This is a genomic window from Comamonas suwonensis (assembly GCF_012844455.2).
Lineage (GTDB): Bacteria > Pseudomonadota > Gammaproteobacteria > Burkholderiales > Burkholderiaceae_C > Comamonas > Comamonas suwonensis.
In genome coordinates this window covers 47227-71120 of sequence record NZ_JABBCQ020000011.1, presented here as the reverse complement: position 1 = coordinate 71120, position 23894 = coordinate 47227, and the positions used below count along the sequence as shown (strand labels likewise).

Sequence of the window (23894 nt, the reverse complement as noted above, 5' to 3'; positions counted from 1 at the left end):
TCAGTTCAGCTGAATCTTGGCTGCCTTGATGATGTGTGCATTGGCCTTGGACTCCGCCTCGATCTGCTTGGCAAAGTCAGCCGCCTTGCCACCTGTGGGCACGTTGTCCGTCGCCTCAAGGCGCTGGCGCATTTCAGGCAGCGCCAGCACCTTGTTCACCTCGGCGTTCAGGCGGGCCAGCACGGGGGCGGGCACACCGGCGGGGGCAAAGATACCAAAGACCGAGGTCGTGTTGGCGTTCTTGTAGCCCAGCTCAGCCAGTGTAGGCACTTGCGGCAGCGAATCCAGGCGCGAAGGCGCGCCCACAGCCAGCGCCTTGAACTTGCCAGCCTTGATGTGCTGCATCACGGCCGGGCCGGCGTTGGTAGACAGCACTTCAAACTGCGCGCTCAGGCCGTCATTGAGCTGCTGGCCGCCGCCCTTGTAAGGCACATGCGTGATCTGGGTCTTGGACTGGTCGGCAATCTGCTCCAGCATGATGTGGCCCAACGATGCCAGACCGGCCGTAGCCCAACGCACATCGCCGGGGTTGGCCTTGGCCTGCGCCAGCATTTCAGGGAAGCTCTTGGCCGTCAGCCGCGTGGTGCCCAGCAGCAGCACAGGCGAGTACATGACGCTGACCACGGGTGTGATGTCCTTTTGCGCATCAAACAGCGGCTTGCCCAGATGCGGGCTCAGCGTCAGCGGGCTGATGGAGGAAAAGCCCAGCGTATAGCCATCGGGGTTGGACTTGACCACCTGATCCAGACCAATCGCACCACCGGCACCGGCCTTGTTCTCAATCACCACTGGCTGACCCAGCGAGGCGGTGAGCTTTTCACCCAAAGCACGAGCCACGACATCGCTCACGCCGCCAGCGGGATAAGACACCACCAGACGAATAGGACGGCTGGGCCACGCCGCATCGGCCTTATCAGCCGCCTGGGCATTCAGGGAAAAAGCGGCAGGCAGCGCAGCGGCCAGCGCACAGCTCAGCACGCTGCGGCGAACAAAGTTAGTCATTACTCAAATCCAGATAACAAGGCCTGCATTTTTGACCAAAGAGCATTCCCGAGATGAATGCGGTGTCGAATCGGCAATTAAAACTTCAAAAACCATCAAAACAGCGATAAGAAAACTACAAGTTGACCAATACATGCTATCAATGACGGCTAAATGCTTGATCCACGGCGCTTGTCGCTAGACTGCAGAGAGTCCACACCACAGAAAGCGCTTCATGGCTGCCAAGTCTCTGTTTTCACGTCGTTCACTGCTGCAAGGCAGTGCCGCCAGTGCGGCGCTGAGTGCGATGGCCCTGCCCGCAGCCGCTGCATCGGCTCGTACCGCCTCGCGCCCGGCTTCCCGCTCGGCATCCAGTACCTGCGTGCTGGATGGCCTGCAGCCCGTCATGCTCACCATCAGCGGCACAGGCGTGCAGGCCAATCGCGGCAAGCCCCAGGCCGTTGCCGACCGCATGCTCAACACACACGGCTATCAGTTTGATGCAGCCTGGTCTTGCGGGCTGGATGCGCTCAACAGCCTGGAGCAGCACCAGCTGACCACCCAGCTGGAATACGACGAAGCCGAGCACCGCCTGCAAGGTCCCTTGCTGGAGCATGTGCTGCAGGCCGCAGGCATCGATATCGCCCACGCCATTGCACAAGGCCTGCAGCTCACCCTGCAAGGCATTGACGGTTACCGCACCCAGATGCCACTGACACAAGCCGTGCGCTGGCGCATTCTGCTGGCCACCCAGCTCGACGGGTTGCCGCTGTCTGTCGGTGGCGTAGGGCCGCTCTGGGCCGTTTTTGCGCCCCAGCACATCCCTGAACTAAGCCAGCTGCCCATCCAACAGCGCTTTCCTGCGGCGGTCTGGGGGCTGTACTACATACAGATCAGCCCAGCCGTCGCTTAAACATGCACTAGCCGCGTGGGTGGTGCTCGGCATGCAGCGACTTGAGCCTCTCCCTGGCCACATGGGTGTAGATGGTGGTGGTGGAGATATCGGCATGGCCCAGCAGCATCTGCACCACACGCAAATCAGCTCCGTGGTTGAGCAAGTGTGTGGCAAACGCATGGCGCAGCGTGTGGGGCGAGAGGGGTGAAGTCACACCTGCAATCTGCGCGCATTTTTTGACGATGACCCAGAACATCACCCGGCTCATGCCCGCGCCGCGCTGGGTGACAAACACCGCGTCGGTCTGCTGTCCGCCCAGAATAATGGCGCGAGCGCCTTGCAGATAACGCTCCAGCCAGTGCTGCGCCTCCTGGCCAAAGGGCACCAGCCGCTCTTTGCGCCCCTTGCCCGTCACGCGTAGCACGCCGGCGCGCAAGTCCAGCTCGTGCATGCGCACGCCCACCAGCTCGCTCACACGCAGGCCGCTGGCATACATCAGCTCCAGCATGGCCCGGTCCCGCAGGCCGAGCGACATCTCCACATCGGGCGCTTTCAGCAAGGCTTCCACCTGCTCCTGCGTCAGTACCTTGGGCATGCGCGGTGCCTGCTTGGCAGCCAGCATGCGCACTGTGGGGTCAGTAGCTATGCGCTTCTCACGCAACGCCCAGTGGTAGTAGCGGCGCAGCACCGTGAGGCGGCGGTTGGATGACGTGGCCTTGGTCTCACCGACCCGCGCCGCAAAGTAGGCGTTGATATCGCCCTCCTGCGCGTCATCCACCGCCTTGGGCGGCAGCAAGCTGGCCAGCCACTGCGCAAACGCACTCAGGTCGCGTCTATAGGCCGACAGCGTGTTGCGCGACAGTCCATCCTCCAGCAGCAAGGCATCAATGAATAAATCCAGCGCATCCTGACTGGCGGGCAAAGGCGCAGGCCAGTTTTCAGGGGTCTGCGATTGGCGTGGTTTTTTCTCGGCTTCAGGCATGGAGCGAGGGTACACGCTGGAGTGGGCGCGGCAATGGTCGGTAACGGCCAGAAACTGCCGTCCGGCGCGTGGCTGCAAACGGCAGGTCTAGGCTGGTCTGAGTCGTTATCGACTCCGGTTTTCCTTTAAGTCGTTGTCAAATTTCGTGATTACTCTGAAACTTACCCCGCACTGGCTTATGCCTAGAGAAATCATGCCTTCTTCCGAAGGCAATAAGCTGGCAGGGTAAGCGCCCAACGAGATCGAGAAGCCGCCTAACCCCATGGCTCAAGCCGTTGTATTCCTCAATGTGTTGATGCCGCTACGCAGTGACTCACTGCGCACAAAGTCCACCACCGTCGGCAGTACCGGGGCTAGCCAGTCCAGCGGTCGGGCCAATGCGGCAACGGTAGTCACGTGGCTGAGGCGGTCAAAGATCCGCATATCCACCTCAGTACCGGCAGCCCGCAACCGGTTCGCCAAGCCGACGGTGTTGCGCTGCGTGTCCACCACCTTGTCGTTGCGTGCAGCCAGCAGCAAGGTGCTGGGGGCCTTGGCGTTGGCGTAGAAGAGGGGCTGGGAATCGGCAGGGGTGTGCGGCCAGCCAAAAGCAACCTGGACGTGGGGGTCCACAATCGGCAAAAAATCGTAGGGCCCGGCCAGGCCAATCCAGCCTGCAAGGCGACTGGGTGTTAAGCCTAAAGGCGCCAGCCAGCGCGGGTCCAAGGCCAGCATCGCTGCGTTGTAAGCCCCGGCGGAATGGCCCATCACCATCACCCGCGCAGGATCGCCACCCAGGCTGGCTGCATTTGCCAAGGTCCACTGCAGGGCCAATGCGCAATCGGCCAGAAAGCCTTCGTAGTGCACCTGGGGGCTTAGCCGGTAGTCGGCCACCACAGCGATGATGCCGTTGGCCGCCAGGGCTTCGCCCACGAAACGGTACTCGGCCCGCTCGCCGCTTGTCCAGTTGCCGCCGTAAAAAAACAGCACCACGGGTGCATTGCCGGGCACTGTGCCGCCCTCTGGCTGGTACACATCCAGCAGATGACGCGGATCGGGCCCATAGCGCACGCCCGTCGGGCCGTGGTAGGTGTCATGTGCCACTAGGTGGTCCAACACCTGGGCACCAGAACACCCGGACAGCAGCGCTGCGATGGCGGAACCGATGCCGATAAGGCCTAGGCGGCGACTCATAGAGGTGGAAAGTTTAGAAAAAAACGGCATGTTCTCTATACGCCACTAAACGCATTTTGGATTCATATGCGTACTTCAACCTGGCGCTACTGCAAAAACCGAAACATTGAACGACCGGCTCTACATACCGCCACCGACAACTCTTTGGCTAGCTGCGGAAGTCCATGGTAGATACTTCAGTGACAGCAACGGGTCGAAAACGCCCCCAAGCACAATCAAAAACAAAGCCCGAATCACCTCAAAGGCAATTCGGGCTAGCGGTACTTGCTACTTCTTCAGTAGCAGAGGAGGTGCTTAGTCCAGCGTCAGCTTCTGCTTGGCCACGACTTGCTTGTAGGTTTCAAACTCTTCCTTGAGTTCCTTGGCAAACTCCTGAGGGGAGTTGCCAACCACCAGCGAGCCGGTATCTTCAATGCGCTTCTTCACGGCGGGGTCCTGCAGCACCTTCTTCACCGCGGCATTGATCTTTTCCACTGTGGCCTTGTCCATGCCCTTGGGGCCCAAAATGCCGTAAGAAGCCATGCGGTTGACCTGGGGCAGACCGACTTCCTTGAAGGTGGGCACATCAGGCAGCACAGCCAGGCGCTGGGGGGCGGCCACGGCGATGGCCTTGAGGCGGTTGTCCTTGATGAAGGGCAGTGCCGAGGGCAGGTTGTCCAGAATCATGGGAATCTGGCCGGCAACGGCGTCATTCAGGGCCGGGCCCGCGCCACGGTAGGGAACGTGGGTCATCTGGATGCCGGTCAGCGACTTGTACAGTTCCATCAGCATGTGCTGAATGCCACCCGTACCGGACGAGCCGTACGAGTACTTGCCGGGGTTGGCCTTGAGTTCAGCCTCGAATGCCTTGTAGTTGGCGTTACCCGCAAACTTGGGGTTCACGGCGATCACATTGGGCGTGGCGGCAATGTTGATGATGGGCGTGAAGTCGGTCAGCGGGTTGTAGGGAGTCTTGGGGTTGATGGCCGGGTTGGTGGCCATGGTCGACAGCGTGGAAATGCCCAGGTTGTAGCCATCGGGCTTCTGGCGGGCGGTTTCCTGCGCGCCGATGACGCCACCGCCACCACCCTTGTTGTCCACGATCACGGACTGACCCAGTTCCCTGCCCAGCGGCTCGGCGATCACACGGGCAATGATGTCTGTCGTGCCGCCTGCGGCAAAGGGCACCAGCAGCTTGATGGGCTTGGTAGGGTAGTTGGCCTCAGCCATCACAGCGGTAGAAAAACCTGCGGCTGCCAGAGCCACGGTCAGGCCCATGCACATACGACGATTCATGAAGGGGTCTCCTTATGATTTCAAAAATTGACGGCTGATGGTAAGTGGCGACAAAAACCTGACACATCCTTGTTAGCCCTGATTCGCCAGTGAAAACCCTAGGTTTGTGCAAAAACATTGCACCGGATCAAGGTTCAAATCGAATCGGTGGATTCGCAACAGTAAGTACTACCACTGAGCACCAAGGTGACAGCTTTCTCTCAGCAAGCCAAAGTCCAGGCTCTGCCGGCCCTATGCTTGCGCCGTGAACTATCTAGAACTGCTTTTCCCCGATTTCTCGCTCATCGTGCTGGGCTATGTGCTGTGCCGCTTCACGCCCATTAACCGCAGCGTCTGGCAGGCGGTGGAGCAACTGGTGTACTACTTGCTGTTCCCGGTCTTGCTGTTTCACTCCATCACGCGCAATCCGATTCAGTGGGGCGATGCCAGCCAGTTGCTGGGCGCGGGCGTGCTGGGCGGTCTGCTTGGCGTTGCACTGACCTACAGCCTGCCCTATCTGCCGTTTCTGGGTCGGCGCATTGAGCGGCGCAGCCATGCCTCGGCGGCGCAGGTGGCGTTTCGCTTTAACTCCTTCATCGCTCTGGCCCTGGTATCGCGTCTCGCGGGTCCGGAAGGCCTGCTTTATGTCTCGGTGCTGATCGGCGTGTCAGTGCCGCTGTTCAATGTGGCAGCCGTCTGGCCCATGACACGCGGCAGCAGCCAGCATTTTGTGGGCCATTTGCTGCGCAACCCGCTGATCGTCAGCACCGTCTGCGCCCTGATCTTCAATGCCGCAGGCCTGAAGATTCCCGAGTTGCTGGAAACACCGGTGACACGCCTGGGCGCAGCCTCGATTGCCCTGGGGCTGATGGCGGCGGGGGCGGGGCTCAAGGTCAGCGCACTGGCCAGCAACAAGCTGCTGGCCGGCGAGCTGCTGCTGATACGCCATGCCATTCAGCCACTGATTGCCTTTGGCATGGTGCGATTGTTCGGACTTCACGGTGCGCAGGCCATTGCACTGATGGCGTTTTCCAGCATGCCCACGGCCTCGTCCTGCTATGTGCTGGCGGTGCGCATGGGATATGAGGGGGCGTTTGTGGCAAGCCTGGTGTCGCTCTCGACCATGCTGGGCGTGCTCAGCTTGCCGTTTGGGCTTTGGCTGATTGGGGTTTGATCAAATTCAATAGCTGCCAAGGCTTATTCAATAAGTACCAGAGCCCTATTGAATCAAAAATCAAGCGCGCTGCGCCAGCGCCCAGGCCACATGCTCGGCGACCACGGGGTCTGGGTGACTGACACGGGTTTGCAGCGCTGCTTGCAGCTCGGGCTGACCTGTCTCACGCCATGCGTTGCCCAATGCCACAGCCACATTGCGCAGCCAGCGGGCATGGCCAATGCGGCGAATGGGGCTGCCTTCGGTGATGCGCAAAAACGTGGTTTCATCCCAGGCAAAGAAATGCACCAGCTGCGAGCCTGTCAGCCCGGCGCGGGCGTCAAAGTCTGGCAACTGGCTGGGCTTGGCAAACTTGTTCCAGGGGCAGGCCAGCTGGCAGTCGTCGCAGCCGTAGATGCGGTTGGCCAGCAGCGGGCGCATGTCTTCGGGAATGCTGCCCGCGTGCTCAATCGTCAGGTACGAAATGCAGCGACGCGCATCCACCTTGTGCGGCGCGATGATGGCACCCGTGGGGCAGGCGTCTATGCAGGATGTACAGTTGCCGCAGTGCGCAGTCACCGGCTCGGTAGGGTCAATGGCGAAGTCCACATAAATCTCGCCCAGAAAGAACATGGATCCCGCCTCGCGGCTCAGCACCAGCGTGTGCTTGCCGCGCCAGCCCTGGCCGCTGCGACTGGCCAGCTCGGCCTCCAGCACGGGGGCCGAATCAGTAAAGGCGCGGTGGCCAAACGGGCCCATTTCCTGCGCAATGCGCTCGGCCAGCTTTTGCAGGCGGTTGCGCAGCACCTTGTGATAATCCCGCCCCCGGGCATAGATGGAGACAATGCCTTCGGCGGGGTTCTTCAAGCGATCCCATTCCACGGCCTGCCAACCATCCGCCGTGGCTTGGGGCAGATAATCCATGCGCACGGTAATCACGCTCACGGTTCCGGGAACTAATTCCGCGGGGCGCGCTCGTTTTAAACCATGGGTCTGCATATAGTGCATCTCGCCATGAAACCCTTGCGCCAACCATTGCAGCAAGCCGGGCTCTGCCGAAGACAAATCTACGCCCGCCACGCCGATTTGGGAAAATCCCAGCTCGCGAGCCCAGGCTTGCATCAAAGGAATCAATTGACTGCTGCTCAACATACTCCCCGAATTGTAGGAAGCGATCCTGCACCCGCGCTGGCGCAGCTACAGATAGTCTGGCGCGACGAACAAGATACTCAGCGTTTTGCACAACAACTGGCGGCCCTGCCCCAGTTGCGCAACGCCTATGCCACTCTGCACGGTGACCTGGGCGCGGGCAAGACCACGCTGGTGCGCCACTGGCTGCGCGCTCTGGGCGTGCAAGGCCGCATCAAAAGCCCCACCTATGCCGTGGTGGAGCCGCATGAGGCGGGCGACCTGTCCATCTGGCACTTTGACTTCTACCGCTTTGACGACCCACGGGAATGGGAAGATGCGGGTTTTCGCGACATTTTTGCAAGCCCCGGGCTCAAGCTGGCAGAATGGCCCGAAAAGGCTGCAGCGGTTACACCTGTTGCGGACATCGCTATCCATATTGAAGCAATTGACGATGTGCAACGGCAGGTGACGCTCAAAGCAGGCACCCCCGCAGGCTGCACGGTGCTTGAAGCATTTACGGCATGAGCAAAACTTACCCCACCCCTGCTCCATTCGGTCTGTCCCGGCGCAACCTGCTGCAGGCAGGCAGCATCGTCTTGCTGCTGGGTCGCCAGCATATTGCGCAAGGGGCCAGTATTGTGGCCGTGCGCATCTGGCCCGCCCCCGATTATTCACGTGTCACACTGGAATCCGATATTCCGCTGACAGCCAAGCCCGTCTTCGTCTCCTCCCCACCGCGCCTGGCCGTCGATGTGGAAGGGCTGGATCTGAACCCGGCCCTGAAAGAGCTGGTGGCCAAGGTTCGCCCCGACGATCCGAATATCGCCAGCATCCGCGTGGGCCAGTTCGCACCGGGTGTGGTACGACTGGTCATCGACCTCAAACAAGAAGCCCGCCCCCAGGTCTTCACGCTGCAGCCGATTGCCCCCTATAAGCACCGCCTGGTACTGGATCTGTACCCCGCCAAGGCGGTGGATCCGCTGGAAGCACTGATCAGCGAACGCCTGCGAGATGCCAGCAGCGTGGGCAGCACCGGTGCTATCGCCGCCGCACCCACCCCTCACAGCGGCCTGATCACCACACCGCCACCAGCCGTCATTGCCGCCGCGCCGCAGGCTGACCCGCTGGGCGACCTGATTGCCCAGCGCAATCAGCGCGTGCCTGCACCCTCGCCTGCCCCGGTCGCCGCAGCACCCGCCGTGATTGCTCAAGCGCCCGCTCCGGCCCCAAGGCCTGCGCCCGCACCAGCACCCGCGCCACGGCCTGCGCCCAACATTGCCACCTCGCAAAGCACGGACCGCATCATCATCGTGGTGCTGGACCCCGGCCACGGCGGTGAAGACCCCGGTGCCACCGGCCCCAGCGGTCTGCGCGAGAAAGATGTGGTGCTCAAGGTGGCGCACCTGCTGCGCGAGCGCATCAACAACTCCCGCATTGGCGGCAGCCCCATGCGCGCCGTGATGACCCGCGATGCCGATTTCTTCGTCCCCCTTGCCACCCGCGTGGAAAAAGCCCGCCGCGTGCAGGCTGACCTGTTCATCAGCATTCATGCCGATGCCTTCACCACACCCGCCGCTCGCGGTGCCAGCGTGTTTGCACTCAGCGAACGCGGTGCCTCCAGCACGGCGGCGCGCTGGCTGGCCAACAAGGAAAATCAGGCTGACCTGGTGGGTGGCCTGAATGTGGGCGGCATGCAAGACCGGCATGTGCAGCGCATGCTGCTGGACATGAGTACCACGGCGCAAATCAAGGACAGCCTCAAGCTCGGTACTTCGCTGCTGGGCGAGATTGGCGGTATGGCCAAGCTGCACAAGGCGCGTGTAGAGCAAGCCGGTTTCGCCGTACTCAAAGCACCAGACATTCCCAGCGTGCTGGTCGAAACCGCCTTTATCAGCAACCCTGAAGAAGAGGCCAAGCTGGCATCTGCCGCCTACCGCGATCAACTGGCTGATGCGCTGATGCGCGGCATTCGCAACTACTTTGCGCACAACCCGCCGCTGGCGCGCAGCCGCTCGGTTTGAACAAATCCGCCGCGCTTGCCATAAACCATTAGTCACTGCTGTCAGCTTTATGGCCAAAACGATGACAGCTGCCAAGCTCAAATGACATGAGCTTGGCCCCATCTCCTACTAAAAGAGCGCGCGTCAAGGTTCACTATCAAAGCCTGTTTTCAAAAAGCTGTCCTCGCGGCAGCGATACAGGAGAGACCTCATGAAACTGCGAACCTTGGCGTTAACCATCTCTGCAGCCCTCAGCCTCTTCATGGCCGGCTGCTCTACCTCTCCCACCAATGCACAAGTTGGCACCGGTGTGGGTGCCGTGGCTGGCGGCGTGGTGGGCAATGCCGTGTTTGGCGGCACACTGGGTACCGTGGGCGGCGCAGCCGCTGGTGCACTGATTGGCAACGAAGTGGGCAAGCGCCAATAAGCTCCGCGAGCACCAGCCTCGAGACGTCAGCCGACCCTTCACAACCACTCACCCATTAAAGAAGCCCCGGCATGCCGGGGCTTTCTTGTGCATCAAACAAGGCTCTAGCGCTTATTCGACAAGCGCTAGGCGCTATTAAAACGGCAGATCAAACGGCCTTGGGCTTGTCCGCCTTCTCTGCCTTGCCCGCACGCCATGCGCCGATGATGGCAATCAGCCCGGGCACCAGAATCAGACCCCAGATGATTTTTTCCAGGTTGTTCTTCACCCATTCCATATTCCCGAAGAAATAGCCTGCGGCGCTGATACCCACCACCCACAGAATCGCACCCACCACGTTGAACATGCTGAAACGCCCACGGTCCATGTGCGCCACACCGGCCACAAAGGGTGCAAAGGTGCGAATAAACGGCATGAAGCGCGCCAGGATGATGGTCACACCGCCGTAGCGCTCATAAAAGCTGTGAGCCTGATCAAAGGCCTTGCGGTTGAACCAGCGCGAGTCTTCCCACTGGAAAACCTTGGGCCCCAGGTAGCGGCCAATCGTGTAATTGCTCTGGTCGCCCAGAATGGCGGCCGCAAGCAGCACGACCACGGCCAGCGGATAGTTCATATAACCGGCACCGCACAGCGCCCCCACGATGAACATCAGCGAATCACCGGGCAGGAAGGGCATGACCACCACGCCGGTTTCCACAAACACGATGATGAACAGCAAGGCATACACCCAGGGGCCGTAGGCGACGACAAATGCTTCCAGGTGCTTGTCGATATGCAGGATGAAGTCGATCAGAAACTGAATGATTTCCAAAACACAGTCCTCAAAATTAAGAAGAGGCATACCAGCGCATGCCGGCACGTAATGTACTTCGACTGGCAGAAGCCCCTGTACCTGAGCCGCTGATCTGCTAGCGATTTTGATGTTCCGGGCACAGTTGCTTTCCCCTTGCAACAATCACAGGCATCAAAACGGTGTTTGTTACAAGTTTTGATAAATCTATACGTCAACAATACGTCAGCTTGCCCTTTCTGCTGGCACAGTAGAGATGTCAGACAGCAAGCCGTGCATTGCTGTCCAGAACACGGCCCAAGGCCCGCAAGTCCCGCGTCTGGCACGTCCCCAATTCTGGGGAGCCTGCAAGACCGGACCGCTTCCCCACAACTAGCACGACGAGAGGAATACGAGCATGAACAAGATCACTACGCGCTACGGCAAGGCCCTGACTCTGGCAGTCGCACTCACTGGCGCTCTGGCACTGGGTGGCTGCGCACATGGCCCCAGCCGTCAACAAGTGGGCATCGGCGCTGGCGCTGTTGCGGGCGGCGCTGTCGGCAATGTGCTGTTTGGCGGCCCTATCGGCACCATCGGTGGCGCTGCCGCCGGCGCGCTGGTCGGCAATGAATTGACCAAGGGTGGCCGCGGTCACCGCCACTAAGCCCTCTTTCAGAGGCTGATAAAGAGCTGCTCATGGCAGCTCTTTTTGTTTTTGGCTGGCCAAAAACACGCACACAAAAACTCACTCGCCAGCCGGCTTGCGCACCAGCCTAGAATGATTGATGTGAACGCATCCAGCCCTGAACTCTCTTCCACCCCTTCCGAAACCATTGCACAGGCCACGGCCGCGGAGTCTCCGCGTCGGCCTATTCGCGACCTGCCCGATGAGCTGATCAGCCAGATCGCCGCCGGCGAGGTGGTGGAGCGCCCCGCATCCGTGGTGCGCGAGCTGGTCGATAACGCCCTGGACTCCGGCGCCAGCCAGATCACCTTGCGCCTTCTGGCCGGTGGTGTGCGCCTGATTGCGGTGGAAGACGACGGCTGCGGCATTCCGCGTGACGAGCTGCCCGTAGCCCTGCGCCGCCATGCCACCAGCAAAATTACCGATCTGCATGATCTGGAAACCGTAGCCACCATGGGTTTCCGGGGTGAGGCGCTGGCCGCCATTGCCTCGGTGTCTGAAACCTCTATCTTCTCGCGCCCGGCCGGGCAAGACACCGCTTATCTGCTGGACGCCCGCAGTGGCGAGCTGCGTCCTGCCGCCCGCAATCAAGGCACCACGGTCGAAGTCAAAGAGCTGTTCTTCTCGACCCCGGCCCGCCGCAAATTCCTCAAGACCGATGCGACCGAGCTGGCGCATTGCGTTGAATCTGTGCGCCGCCACGCGCTGGCCCGCCCCGATGTGGGCTTTGCCATCTGGCATGAAGGCAAGCTGGTCGAGCAATGGCGCGCCGCCACCGGCACGCCCGAGGAAGCCATCGCCAGCCGACTGGCCGATGTGCTGAACGAGAAATTTGTCGCCAACTCCGTCATCGTCGATCACTGGTCCGGCCCCGTGCATGTCACCGGCCGCGCAGGCGTGCCCGACGCTTCGCGCTCCAAGCCCGACCATCAGTTCTGCTACGTCAATGGCCGCTTTGTGCGCGACAAGGTATTGACACATGCCGCACGCGCTGCTTATGAAGACATTCTTCACGGCAACAAACAGCCCATTTACGCGCTGTACATCGAGATCGACCCATCGCGCGTGGATGTGAACGTACACCCCACCAAGATCGAAGTGCGCTTTCGCGAAAGCCGCGAAGTGCATCAGGCCGTGCGCCACGCCATTGAGAATGCCCTGGCCGCACCCCGCGCTGCGGCCATGGTGGAAGCCGCTGCGCAAGAAGCCGCACGCCAGCCCGGCCTGAGCGACGAACCTGCAGCCACAGCGACCAAGCCCGCAGCTGCCGCCGCCCCCGCCTGGCCGCAAACGCGCATGAGTTTTGGTGAGTCCGTAATCGGCAACCCGGTCAGCGATCTGGCCAAGCTCTGGGAGCCCATGCGCGAGCAGACGCCAGTGGTTGAGGCTGAAACGCCAGCAGCACCCATCGCGCAAACAGTGCCAACGACAGCAGCAGAAGCCGAAGCGGTAACCGCGCCAGTCATGCCAGCGCAAGCCCCTGTGGCGGAATCACCGGCTGCGCCTGTCGCTACCCCTGTCACTTCGGCCAAGCCTTTTGCGGCGCCCGTGCCAGCCCCTATCCCTGTTCCTGCCCCAGTAGAGCAAGACAACGGCATCAAGCTGCGTCCATCGGGCCAGTCCAGCTACTTTCAGCGAAAAGCGGCTGTAGCGCAGGTGCAAGAAGCGCCTGCAGCTATTGAATCGGTAGTAAAAGTGGCGGCACAACCCGCACCAGCTGCAGCACCCGTTGCCGCAACACCAGCAGCAGCCACCACCGCATCCCCAGCCAGCGCAGACACCGCCCCCGTCTGGCCGCTGGGCCGTGCCGTGGCGCAGCTGCATGGCGTCTACATCCTGGCCGAGAACAGTCAAGGCATGATCATCGTAGACATGCATGCCGCCCACGAGCGCATCGTCTATGAGCAGCTCAAGAACGCGGTGAATACGGAAAATGGCGAAGAGAACATTCCCAGCCAGCCCTTGCTGATTCCGGCGACCTTCGCCGCCACACGTGAAGAAGTGGCCACCGCCGAGGCCCATGCCGACACCTTGCTGGCGCTGGGCATGGAGGTCTCGCCCTTCTCGCCCAAGACCTTGGCTGTGCGCGCCGTGCCTGCCACGCTGGCGCAGGGTGATGCGGTGGAGCTGGCCCGCAGCGTACTGGCAGAACTGGCCCAGCACGATGCCAGCACCGTGGTACAGCGTGCACGCAATGAAATTCTGGCCACCATGGCCTGCCACGGTGCCGTGCGTGCCAACCGCAAGCTCACGCTGGACGAGATGAACGCACTGCTGCGCCAGATGGAAGTCACCGAGCGCTCTGACCAGTGCAACCATGGCCGCCCCACCTGGCGCCAGCTGACCATGAAAGAGCTGGACGCGCTGTTTTTGCGCGGCCGCTAATAAGAAAAGGCCCCCGCAGGGGCCTTTTTCATCGCGTCAGTCCATCAACGCAAAGCGGCCTGCGTCAGCACTTCGTTACCCGGTACGTCCCAGGCCCCACCAATCGAGCGAATCAGGCCCACGGCTGCCTGGTACTGGGCAGATTTCACCTGCAAGGCCTGGCGCCGGTTGCGCAGCTCGCTGCGACGCGCATCCAGCAAATCCAGCTGACTGACATAGCCATTGCGATAGCGCGTATCCGATAGGCTGGTCGCACGCTGCGCGGCCACTACCGCCTGGGCCTGTACCGTGGACTGTTCCTGCAGAATGCGGATGGACGACAGCTGATCCTCCACTTCCTGAAATGCCACCAGGGCCTGCTGACGATAGGCTGCCAAAGCCGCATCCAGCTGCGCACTGGCCGACTGCACACCGGCCTCGCGCCGCCCGCCATCAAAGACCGGAAGCGACAGCAGTGCACCCACGCCCCAGGAGCGCGCCGACCACTTGAAGAGATCGCCAAGATCCGGTGCTGCAAAGCCCGCCGCACTAGTGAGCGAGATATTGGGAAACCAGGCCGTCTTGGCCACGCCCACTCGCAACTGCGCCGCAAACACGGCACGCTGAGCGGCAGAAATATCAGGCCTGCGCGTCAGCACCGTTGATGGCACGCCCGCCGGAATGCTGGGCAGGGCTGTCAACCATTCGCTGCCTGGCAAGTCAAAGCGCGATGCGGAATCACCCACCAGCACCGCCAGCGCATGCTCCATCTGGGAACGCTGACGATCCAGCGCCAGCGCATCAGACTCGGTGGCCGACAGCTCGGCCTGTATGCGCGCCACGTCCAGCTCGGCAATATCGCCCGCTTGCTCGCGGCGCTGCGACAGGCGCAGCGTATCGCGGTAAGCATCGACCGTCTTGCGCATCAGCGCACGCTCATCATCCAGGGCTCGCAGCTGCAGATAGGTTTGAGCCACTTCTGCCTGCACGGCCAGGCGTGTGCTTTGCAGCAGGGCCTCGCGTCCTTCCGCATCCAGCCGGGCCGCATCGACACCTTGAGAAATGCGGCCAAACAGGTCAACCTCATAGGCCACATTCAATCCGGCATTGCCCAAAGTTGCAGGCTGGGTACCGGTAGCTCTGTCCGCACCCGCAGCGCGGCTGACGCCGCCACCCAGGCCCACCTGCGGCAGCCGCTGGGCATTGGCGCTGCGCGCCAGTGCACGGGCCTCGGCCAGGCGAGCCGCCGCAGCCTGAATACTTTGGTTATCCACGCTGGCTTTTTCCACCAGCGTATCAAGCACCGGATCCGCAAATACCAACCACCACTGACCACGCTGCTGGGCTTCTGCAGGCAAGGCCTGCGTCCATCCTGCGGGAGGTGTGACGCCATGCTCCTTGAAGACCGGAGCCTCAGCCAGTTCTGGCAGGCTCTGGGGCACGCTGGCACAACCGACAAGTACCAGCGCCATGACCAGTGGCAGCAGGCGGCTCGAAAGCATAGAGTTCTTCATGATCGGCTCCTGTTTTGGGGTTCGTTCGATGCTCATTCGTGCTCACCCCGTGGTGCGGCGGGCATGTGCTGTGTTTGGCTTGCTCCAGCAGAGTGCAGCTGAGGCACATCCGCATGCACGTCACCATGCTGTTTGAGCGGGCGGTTGCCTGCCATTCGGCGCAGCAACACATAAAACACGGGCGTGAGGAACAGGCCGAAGGCCGTCACCCCAATCATTCCGGAAAACACGGCAACACCCATGGCACGGCGCATTTCAGAGCCCGCCCCGCTAGACACCACCAGTGGCAGAACCCCCATCACAAAGGCCAGCGAAGTCATCAGGATGGGACGCAGACGCAAACGACTGGCTTCAATGGCGGCCTGCACCGGGGTGCGGCCCTCGAACTCCAGCTCGCGGGCAAACTCCACGATCAGAATCGCGTTCTTCGCACTCAAGCCAACAAGCACAATCAGGCCAATCTGTGTGAAGACATTGCTGTCGCCGCCCGAGAGCCAGACACCGGCCATTGCCGCCAGCAAGCCCATGGGCACAATCAGGATGATGGCGATGGGCAGCGTCAGACTTTCGTACTGCGCAGCCAGCACCAGAAACACCAGCAAGATGGCCAGCGGGAACACCAGCATCGCAGAGTTGCCGGCCAGAATTTCCTGATAGGTCAGATCGGTCCATTCAAACGATATGCCCTGAGGCAATGTCTCCGCAGCAATCCGTTTGATGGCGTCCTGGGCCTGCCCCGACGAATAGCCGGGGGCTGGACCGCCGTTGATGTCTGCCGTGAGATAGCCGTTGTAGCGCATGGCGCGTTCAGGCCCAAAGGTGGAATCCACCTTCATCAGCGCAGAAAGCGGAATCATTTCACCAGAGGTGGAACGCACCTTGAGCATGCCGATATCCTCGGCACGCGCACGGTAAGGCGCATCGGCCTGCACGCGCACGCTGTAGGTACGACCAAACTTGTTGAAATCGTTGGCATACAGGCTGCCCAGATAAATCTGCATGGTCTCGAAAATATCCGTCACCGGCACGCCCAGCTGGCGCGCCTTGGTCCGGTCGATATCGGCATACAACTGCGGCACATTGACTTGCCAGCTCGTGAACATGCCCATGAGTTCAGGCGTCTCGTAGGCCTTGGCCATGAAGGCCTTCACGGCGGCATCCATCTGGTCATAGCCCAACGATGCGCGGTCTTCCAGCTGCAGCTTGAAGCCGCCGGTCGTCCCCAGACCGGCCACGGGTGGTGGCGGGAACATCACGATGAACGCGTCCTGAATGCTGCCAAAAGCCTGGTTGAGCTGACCGGCTACGGCACCGCCGCTCTGGTCGGCGCGCTTGCGCTCGTCAAAGGGCTTGAGTGTGGCGAAGACGATGCCGGAATTGGAGCTGTTGGTGAAGCCGTTAATGGACAGACCCGGGAAGGCAATGGTGTCTTCCACATGGGGGTTCTGTTTCATGATGTCGCCCATGCGGCGGACCACCTCGTCTGTGCGATCCAGTGTGGCGCCATCAGGCAGTTGCGCAAAACCGATCAGATACTGCTTGTCCTGTGCTGGTACAAAGCCCGCAGGCACGGCCTTGAACAGACCGAAGGTCACGGCAATCAACGCCACATAGATGACCAGCATCAGCGCCTTGCGTGAGATAACGCGACCCACGCCAGCGCTGTAAGCCTCGGAGCCACGATGAAACAGGCGATTGAAACCACGGAACAGCCAGCCGAAAGCGCTATCCATGCCACGCGTCAGCGCATCCTTGGGCGCATCGTGGCTGCGCAGCAGCAACGCGGCCAGTGCGGGCGAGAGGGTCAGCGAGTTAATCGCCGAGATCACAGTGGAGATCGCAATCGTCACCGCGAACTGCTTGTAGAACTGGCCTGTCAGGCCGCTGATGAAGGCCAGCGGCACAAACACCGCCACCAGCACCAGCGCAATGGCGATGATGGGACCAGACACCTCGCGCATGGCGCGGTACGTGGCATCACGGGGCGAAAGCCCGGCCTCGATATTGCGCTCCACGTTCTCCACCACCACGATAGCGTCATCAACCACGATACCGATGGCCAGTACCAGTCCGAACAAGCTCAGTGCATTGATGGAAAAACCCAGCAGATGCAGCACGGCAAAAGTGCCCACCACCGACACCGGCACGGCCAGCAGCGGAATGATGGAGGCGCGCCAGGTCTGCAGAAACAAGATCACCACAATCACCACCAGAGCAATCGCTTCAAGCAGTGTGTGAATCACCGATTCAATCGATGCCCGCACGAACTGCGTCGGGTCATAGGCAATGCGATACTCCAGCCCCTCCGGCATGTTCTTGTTGAGCTCGTCCATGGTCTTGCGCACATTGGCCGAGATCTCCAGCGCATTCGAACCAGGCGCCTGAAACACGCCCATGCCCACAGCCGGATCGTTGTTGAGCAGCGAGCGCAGCGAATAGTCTGCCGCGCCCATTTCCAATCGGCCGATATCGCGCAGTCGTGTTACCGCGCCATCAGCGCCGCTTTTTACGATGATGTCGCCAAAGTCTTCCTCGGTCTGCAAACGCCCCTGGGCATTGATGGACAACTGCATGTCCACACCCGGCAGACCCGGCGAAGCACCGACCACACCGGCCGCAGCCTGCACATTCTGGCCACGAATCGCTGCCACCACATCGCTGGCCGACAGACCACGCTGCGCCACTTTCTGTGGATCCAACCACACGCGCATGGCGTAATCGCCACCGCCGAAAATCTGAATCTGACCCACGCCTTCGATGCGTGCCAGTGGATCCTTGACGTTCAGCACCGCGTAGTTGCGCAGGTAATTGATGTCATAGCGTTTGTTGGGCGATACCAAGTGCACCACCATGGTCAGGTCGGGGGCACTTTTCACCGTGGTGATGCCCAGGCGGCGCACTTCCTCAGGCAGACGCGGCTCGGCCTGCGAGACCCGGTTTTGCACCATTTGCTGGGCCTTGTCGGGGTCGGTGCCCAGGCGGAAAGTCACCGTCAGCGTCATGACGCCGTCGCTGGTGGCCTGGCTGCCCATGTAGAGCATGCCTTCCACACCATTGATCTGCTCCTCCAGCGGCGTGGCTACGGTTTCGGCAATGACTTTGGGATTGGCACCCGGGTACTGGGCCCGCACCACCACGGACGGCGGCGCGACCTCGGGGTACTCGGAGATCGGCAGACCGCCCATCGCTATCAAGCCGGCAATCAGCATCAATAGCGACAGCACACCCGCAAAGATCGGTCTGTCTATGAAGAATTTTGAAAGATTCATGATTTTTTGCTTTACCGCGGCAAAGCGCGGCCCATACCGCCTGCTGAGAAGCGGCATTTTTTGAGGCTTGGAGGGGTACGGCTAAGGCGTGTTATTCAATGTGCGACTCAGGACTTGGCTGCGACTTTTTCGACGGATTCCACGGACTTTTGCGTAGCATCTCCCACAGCGTCCATGGCCATCTCCCTGGGCTCCACCAGCGCACCGGGGCGAATGTGCTGCAGGCCATTGACGACCACGCGCTCTCCCGCTTGCAGACCCTGAGTGACGGCACGCAGGCCGTTGATCGAGGCCCCCAGCGCCACCTCGCGGTAGTTGACCTTGTTGTTGCCATCCACCACCATCACGAACTTTTTGCTCTGGTCGGTGCCAATGGCGCGCTCACTGACCAGCAGCATGTTGCTGGTCTGCGCCTGTCCCATGCGGATGCGGGCAAACTGGCCCGGGATCAATACGCCATCCTTGTTGTCAAAGGCTGCACGTACGCGCACCGTCCCGCTCCTGGCATCCACCTGGTTGTCGATCAGTTGCAAGTGACCTTCGAAAGGCGTGCTGCCAACCGTGGCTGTACCCATCTGTACTGGAATGCTGTCGATGCTTGAGCGGTTCGCTGCGCTGCGTCCCAAGTCCTTGAGGGCCCGCACAATGACTTGTTCGTCCGCATCAAAGCTCGCATAAATAGGACTAACTGAAACCAGTGTGCTCAGCACCGGAGCACCCGGACCTGCAGCTACCAAATTGCCCACCGTGATCTCTCGCTTGCCGATGCGGCCCGATACCGGAGCGCGTACCTGGGTATAGCCCAGATTCAGCCGAGCCGACTGCAGCGAGGCCTGGGCGGCACGCAGATTGGCTTCCGCCTCGCTGCCCGCGTTGACGCGCTCATCCAGCTCGCGCTGGGCAATCGCACGTTCATCCCACAGGCGACGTGCACGTTCCTGCTCGCTGCGTGCATAGGACTGACGCGCACGGGCCGATGCAACCTGTGCTTCAGCCCGCTCCACTTCAGCGACATAGGGTGCAGGGTCAATCGTGATCAGCAACTCCCCCTGCTTGACCAATGCACCTTCGCGAAAATGCACAGCCTGCACGGCACCGGCCACACGAGAGCGGATGTCCACACGCTCCACGGCTTCAAGACGGCCCGAGAACTCGTCCCAGACGGTGACATCGCTTTTGGCGACAGTCGCCACGGACACAGAAGTCGCGGCTGGCTGGGCAGGGGCTGCATCGGCTTTGGCATCGAGCCCATGCAGGCCAAACAGGCCCGCGCTGACCGCCAAAATAGCGGCAAAGGTCGCAGGAATTGCCCAGCGTTTACGCGGTGCGGGAGTGGAAGATTCGGTATTCATGGCAGTCGTCCTCAGGATCAACAACGGTATTTCGGGGAACACGATGCCCGCCCGGTGCCTGAAAGCACCGAGAAGGCGAACTTGGGAAAGCAAACGACTGCCGCTTTCTCACCGGCAAGCTGGCAGCGGCAGTTGTCTATGGCTTAAAAACTAGCCTGACTCGCCGGATGTGACAGGCTTTGTCACGGAGGCCTCAAAAAAGCGCGCGAAGTGCTGCTGCACTGTCGAGCTGCAAGCGGCGCACACCTCGGCTTCAGACAAGGCCTGGGGCCAGTTGGAAGCACCCGGCAGCACGTAGTGGCTGACCGTGACGCCTGCGGCACGCATACGCCCGGCGTAGGCCTGGGCTTCATCGCGCAGCGGGTCATCTCCTCCTACCAGCACCAGTGCTGGCGGCAGCTGAGTCAGCCTCAGAGAAGAACCTGGCACGGCATAGGGGTGCATGGCGTCCAGAGGACAGCTCAGATACTCTCGCCAGCCTTTGGCCCAGCGGCATTCGCTGTCGCTGGTCGTGGCTTCTCGCTGGGAGGCCGTGCCCGTACAAGGATCGAGCATGGGCGACACAAGAATCTGCCCCGCCAAGGGCGGCAGGCCCCGGTCACGCGCGACCACCGCTACGGCTGCGGCCAGATTACCGCCAGCCTCTTCACCGGCAAGAAACAGCGCAGCCCCCTTACCTGCCAGCCGCACACGATGTTTGTAGAGCCACTGCAGCACCGCGTAGCCCACTTCAATCGGCTGAGGAAACGGATACTTGGGCGCAAGCGGATAGGCCAGAGACACCACGACCGCACCCGCTGCGGCCAGCAAACGGCTGATATGACCGCCGCTATCGAGCGAGCCACAGTCAAACGTCCCGCCATGAAAGTGCAGCACCAAAGGCGACGCAACGCCGGGGTTGCGTTTTCCATAGGTGCGCGCAGCCACTGGCTCGCGCTCGGGCAACTCGATGGAGATATCTGTTTCTGCGATATGCACTTCAGTGGGCGAACCCGACGGAAGCGATGAATGTGTGGACATGGCGCGAACCTGCGGCAATGGTCGATGGCTGGACTATAAGCAAGCTTGTGCATGCGAAAAACCGCCTCTCGACCATTGCTCTGTTTCGTTTTGGCTAACAATCAGCCGATCTGGCCTGTGTGAGAATTCTCCGCAGCCGGCACCTCCTTGCCGTGCGTTGCAGGAGCAACATCTCATGGACCAAATCCAAGCCATGCGAGTCTTTGTTCGCGTGGTGGAAGCTGGCAACTTCACGCGTGCCGCAGACTCGCTAGACCTGCCCAAGGGCACGGTCACCAAACAGATACAGGCGCTGGAAGCGCGTGTGCGCGTCAAACTGCTCAATCGCACAACACGTCGTGTCACTGTTACGCCCGACGGCGCGGCCTATTACGAACGCGCCGCGCGCCTGCTCAATGATTTCGACGATCTCGATGCGAGCATGGCCAATACCCAGACGGCCCCCAGCGGCAGACTGAGGCTGGATGTGGGCAGTTCCATGGCAAAAATGGTCATCATCCCCGCGCTATCTGATTTCTGCGAGCGCTATCCGGACATCCAGATCGACCTGGGCGTGGGCGACCGTCTTGTCGATCTGATTGGGGACAATGTGGACTGCGTGATCCGCGGCGGAGAACTCAGCGATCAGTCACTGGTGGCAAGGCGCATCGGCAGCCTGAACTGGATCACGGTCGCCTCGCCGGCCTATATAGCGCGCTACGGCATGCCTCAACATCCAAACGATCTCCATTCCTCCCATCAGATCGTGGGGTTTTTCTCTGGTCACACGCGTCGCATGTACCCGCTTGAATTCCAGCAAGGCGAGGAATCCATCGATGTGCCCGGCAACTACCGGCTTGCGACCAACGACAGCAATGCCTACACCGCAGCAGTGCTGTCCGGTTTCGGCATTGCCCAGCTTGTCACGGTCATCGCTCAGCCCTTGCTAGACAGCGGTGCACTGGTTGAAATCCTGCCCGACTGGAAACAACCGCCTCTGCCTGTTCACGTGGTTTATCCCCCCAACCGCCACCTCAGTGCCAAGGTGCGGGCCTTTGTGGACTGGGCCGCAGACTTGTTTGCCAAACACCCTCTGCTGCACCGCGGGTCAACCTAGGCAGACCCACCTTGAAACGGCCATAGTCCATCGACATGGCCGTTTTTTTTGGCCTGAAAGTCGCAACCGTACAGCCCTTGTGTCAGGAAATTGAGGCCTATGCACGCAAAAAATGCAGGCCATACATTCCACGCTTATGCACGGCAGCAAGGCTCGACCGTGCACCAAATCTAGCCAAGCTCCCTGGAAATGCACCAACAAACAGCCTCTCAGCACCAAATTTGGGCACTCACTCACCAAAATAATGCATAGAGGCATAACTTTTTGGCATAATCTTGGTTCCGCAAGTTTGCACGCTCCCTTGTTTAGTCAGAAAGCTCTTTATGAAGTACGAGTCCGTAGGCCAGTTTCTGGAAGAAGTCGCACAACGCAACCCTGGCCAGCCCGAATTCCTGCAAGCCGTCACCGAAGTGATGGAAAGCCTGTGGCCCTTCATCGAGAACAACCCCAAGTACGCTGAACATGCTCTGCTGGAGCGTCTGGTCGAGCCCGAGCGCATCATCCAGTTCCGCGTGAGCTGGACTGACGACAAGGGCCATGTGCAAGTGAACCGCGGCTTCCGCATTCAGCACAGCATGGCCATCGGTCCTTTCAAGGGTGGTCTGCGCTTCCACCCCTCGGTCAACCAGTCCGTGCTGAAGTTCCTGGCTTTCGAGCAAACCTTCAAAAATGCACTGACCACACTGCCCATGGGCGGCGGCAAGGGCGGCTCCGACTTCGACCCCAAGGGCAAGAGCCCTGCCGAAGTCATGCGCTTCTGCCAGGCCTTCGTGACCGAGCTGTACCGCCACGTGGGTCCTGACACCGATGTGCCGGCTGGTGACATCGGCGTGGGTGGCCGCGAAGTGGGCTATATGGCAGGCATGTACAAGAAACTGTCGAACACCGCAGCTTCCGTGTTCACCGGCAAGGGCCTGGCCTTCGGCGGCTCGCTGATCCGTCCTGAAGCCACCGGCTACGGCACCGTGTACTTCGCTCGTGAAATGCTGGCCACTCGCGGCCAGTCGTTTGAAGGCAAGACCGTGTCCGTGTCGGGTTCCGGTAATGTGGCGCAATACGCCGTGGAAAAGGCCATGGAACTGGGTGCCAAGGTTGTCAGCGTGTCTGATTCCTCGGGCACCGTGTACGACGCTGCCGGCTTCACCACCGAGAAGCTGGCCATCCTGATGGATGTGAAGAACCACAAGTATGGCCGTGTCAGCGACTACGCCAAGCTGGTTTCCGGCGTGGAATTCCTGGCCGGCAAGAGCCCCTGGTCTATCAAGGTGGACGTGGCCCTGCCTTGCGCCACTCAGAACGAACTGAACGAAGCCGATGCCAAGACCCTGATCGCCAACGGCGTGCTGTGTGTAGCTGAAGGCGCCAACATGCCTTCCACCAACGAAGCCGCCCGTGCCTTCGAAGCAGCTGGCGTGCTGTACGCCCCCGGCAAGGCATCCAACGCCGGTGGCGTGGCCACTTCGGGTCTGGAAATGTCGCAAAACTCGGCCCGCCTGTCCTGGCCTGCTGAAGAAGTGGATGCTCGTCTGCTGCAGATCATGCAAAGCATCCACGCTGCTTGCGTGAAGCACGGCAAGCGCGAAGACGGTACTGTGAGCTACATCGACGGCGCCAACATCGCTGGCTTTGTGAAGGTGGCTGACGCCATGCTGGCACAAGGCGTGATCTAAGCTTTACCGCTTGACCTGCTCGCAAAAAGGCCCTACGGGGCCTTTTTTCATGGCTGCTGAGAGTGCTCCTTGGAGGCCTCTCAAGGCTCGCAAAAACAGCTCACCACACGCCGGTATCTAGTCGCAGCCCTGCACAAACAAAGGGCTTCCCCTAGG

General features: G+C 60.9%; 19 protein-coding genes. 9 read left to right on the top strand and 10 right to left on the bottom strand.

The genetic code is table 11. The features are described from left to right. Positions 1-1002: a Bug family tripartite tricarboxylate transporter substrate binding protein gene (locus HF327_RS13635; protein ID WP_198460683.1), complete on the bottom strand. Its 1002-nt coding sequence runs from the start codon at positions 1000-1002 to the stop codon at positions 1-3. 214 nt (positions 1003-1216) lie between these two features. Between HF327_RS13635 and HF327_RS13630 the strand changes: the two genes are divergently transcribed. Then, complete coding sequence (locus tag HF327_RS13630; RefSeq protein ID WP_198460682.1) at positions 1217-1894, top strand: molybdopterin-dependent oxidoreductase; 678 nt, start codon at positions 1217-1219, stop codon at positions 1892-1894. A 7-nt stretch (positions 1895-1901) separates the two neighbouring features. On the opposite strand, the gene xerD is transcribed toward HF327_RS13630, so the two are convergent. From xerD to HF327_RS13615, 3 genes are all read right to left on the bottom strand, one after another. Beyond that, complete coding sequence (gene xerD, locus HF327_RS13625; protein WP_198460761.1) at positions 1902-2858, bottom strand: site-specific tyrosine recombinase XerD; 957 nt, start codon at positions 2856-2858, stop codon at positions 1902-1904. 267 nt (positions 2859-3125) lie between these two features. Continuing rightward, entirely contained in the window at positions 3126-4031 is a 906-nt protein-coding gene (locus tag HF327_RS13620; RefSeq protein ID WP_198460681.1) for an alpha/beta hydrolase, read from the bottom strand. A gap of 294 nt (positions 4032-4325) precedes the next feature. Further along, the gene (locus HF327_RS13615) at positions 4326-5306 is read right to left on the bottom strand and encodes a tripartite tricarboxylate transporter substrate binding protein BugE (RefSeq protein WP_198460680.1); all 981 of its coding nucleotides are present in this window, start codon (positions 5304-5306) and stop codon (positions 4326-4328) included. A 244-nt stretch (positions 5307-5550) separates the two neighbouring features. Here HF327_RS13615 and HF327_RS13610 point away from each other — a divergent pair, with 244 nt between their 5' ends. Continuing rightward, positions 5551-6459 (top strand): AEC family transporter, encoded by a 909-nt coding sequence (locus tag HF327_RS13610; protein ID WP_198460679.1) that lies wholly within the window; start codon positions 5551-5553, stop codon positions 6457-6459. Positions 6460-6519: 60 nt separating this feature from the next. On the opposite strand, the gene queG is transcribed toward HF327_RS13610, so the two are convergent. Continuing rightward, positions 6520-7560 (bottom strand): tRNA epoxyqueuosine(34) reductase QueG, encoded by a 1041-nt coding sequence (gene queG, locus HF327_RS13605; RefSeq protein WP_198460678.1) that lies wholly within the window; start codon positions 7558-7560, stop codon positions 6520-6522. Between the two features lie 12 nt (positions 7561-7572). On the opposite strand from queG, the gene tsaE reads away from it, so the two are divergent. The 3 genes from tsaE to HF327_RS13590 all read left to right on the top strand — a co-directional run bounded on the left by tsaE (position 7573) and on the right by HF327_RS13590 (position 9996). Continuing rightward, positions 7573-8094 (top strand): tRNA (adenosine(37)-N6)-threonylcarbamoyltransferase complex ATPase subunit type 1 TsaE, encoded by a 522-nt coding sequence (gene tsaE, locus HF327_RS13600; protein ID WP_198460677.1) that lies wholly within the window; start codon positions 7573-7575, stop codon positions 8092-8094. Further along, a complete protein-coding gene (locus HF327_RS13595) occupies positions 8091-9590 on the top strand; it encodes an N-acetylmuramoyl-L-alanine amidase (protein WP_198460676.1) in 1500 nt (499 codons plus the stop codon). Before tsaE ends, HF327_RS13595 begins: the two co-directional genes overlap by 4 nt. A 190-nt stretch (positions 9591-9780) precedes the next feature. After that, on the top strand, positions 9781-9996 hold the full coding sequence (locus HF327_RS13590) for a glycine zipper 2TM domain-containing protein (protein WP_099738123.1): 216 nt from the start codon (positions 9781-9783) through the stop codon (positions 9994-9996). A gap of 148 nt (positions 9997-10144) precedes the next feature. On the opposite strand, the gene HF327_RS13585 is transcribed toward HF327_RS13590, so the two are convergent. Then, positions 10145-10807, bottom strand: a complete 663-nt coding sequence (locus HF327_RS13585) for a DedA family protein (RefSeq protein WP_198460675.1) — start codon at positions 10805-10807, stop codon at positions 10145-10147. A 376-nt stretch (positions 10808-11183) separates the two neighbouring features. Here HF327_RS13585 and HF327_RS13580 point away from each other — a divergent pair, with 376 nt between their 5' ends. Both HF327_RS13580 and mutL read left to right on the top strand, forming a co-directional pair. Continuing rightward, positions 11184-11432, top strand: a complete 249-nt coding sequence (locus HF327_RS13580) for a hypothetical protein (protein WP_198460674.1) — start codon at positions 11184-11186, stop codon at positions 11430-11432. A 114-nt stretch (positions 11433-11546) separates the two neighbouring features. Continuing rightward, positions 11547-13838 (top strand): DNA mismatch repair endonuclease MutL, encoded by a 2292-nt coding sequence (gene mutL, locus HF327_RS13575; protein WP_198460673.1) that lies wholly within the window; start codon positions 11547-11549, stop codon positions 13836-13838. A 44-nt stretch (positions 13839-13882) separates the two neighbouring features. On the opposite strand, the gene HF327_RS13570 is transcribed toward mutL, so the two are convergent. The 4 genes from HF327_RS13570 to HF327_RS13555 all read right to left on the bottom strand — a co-directional run bounded on the left by HF327_RS13570 (position 13883) and on the right by HF327_RS13555 (position 20972). Then, positions 13883-15331, bottom strand: a complete 1449-nt coding sequence (locus HF327_RS13570; RefSeq protein WP_198460672.1) for an efflux transporter outer membrane subunit — start codon at positions 15329-15331, stop codon at positions 13883-13885. 32 nt (positions 15332-15363) lie between these two features. After that, the gene (locus HF327_RS13565; protein WP_198460671.1) at positions 15364-18600 is read right to left on the bottom strand and encodes an efflux RND transporter permease subunit; all 3237 of its coding nucleotides are present in this window, start codon (positions 18598-18600) and stop codon (positions 15364-15366) included. 107 nt (positions 18601-18707) lie between these two features. Beyond that, the gene (locus HF327_RS13560) at positions 18708-19952 is read right to left on the bottom strand and encodes an efflux RND transporter periplasmic adaptor subunit (RefSeq protein WP_198460670.1); all 1245 of its coding nucleotides are present in this window, start codon (positions 19950-19952) and stop codon (positions 18708-18710) included. Positions 19953-20102: 150 nt separating this feature from the next. Continuing rightward, positions 20103-20972, bottom strand: a complete 870-nt coding sequence (locus HF327_RS13555; protein WP_198460669.1) for an alpha/beta hydrolase — start codon at positions 20970-20972, stop codon at positions 20103-20105. A gap of 175 nt (positions 20973-21147) precedes the next feature. Between HF327_RS13555 and HF327_RS13550 the strand changes: the two genes are divergently transcribed. Both HF327_RS13550 and gdhA read left to right on the top strand, forming a co-directional pair. Continuing rightward, positions 21148-22068 (top strand): LysR family transcriptional regulator, encoded by a 921-nt coding sequence (locus HF327_RS13550; RefSeq protein ID WP_198460668.1) that lies wholly within the window; start codon positions 21148-21150, stop codon positions 22066-22068. A gap of 323 nt (positions 22069-22391) precedes the next feature. Then, positions 22392-23738, top strand: a complete 1347-nt coding sequence (gene gdhA / locus HF327_RS13545) for an NADP-specific glutamate dehydrogenase (RefSeq protein WP_198460667.1) — start codon at positions 22392-22394, stop codon at positions 23736-23738. Positions 23739-23894 lie beyond the last annotated feature (156 nt).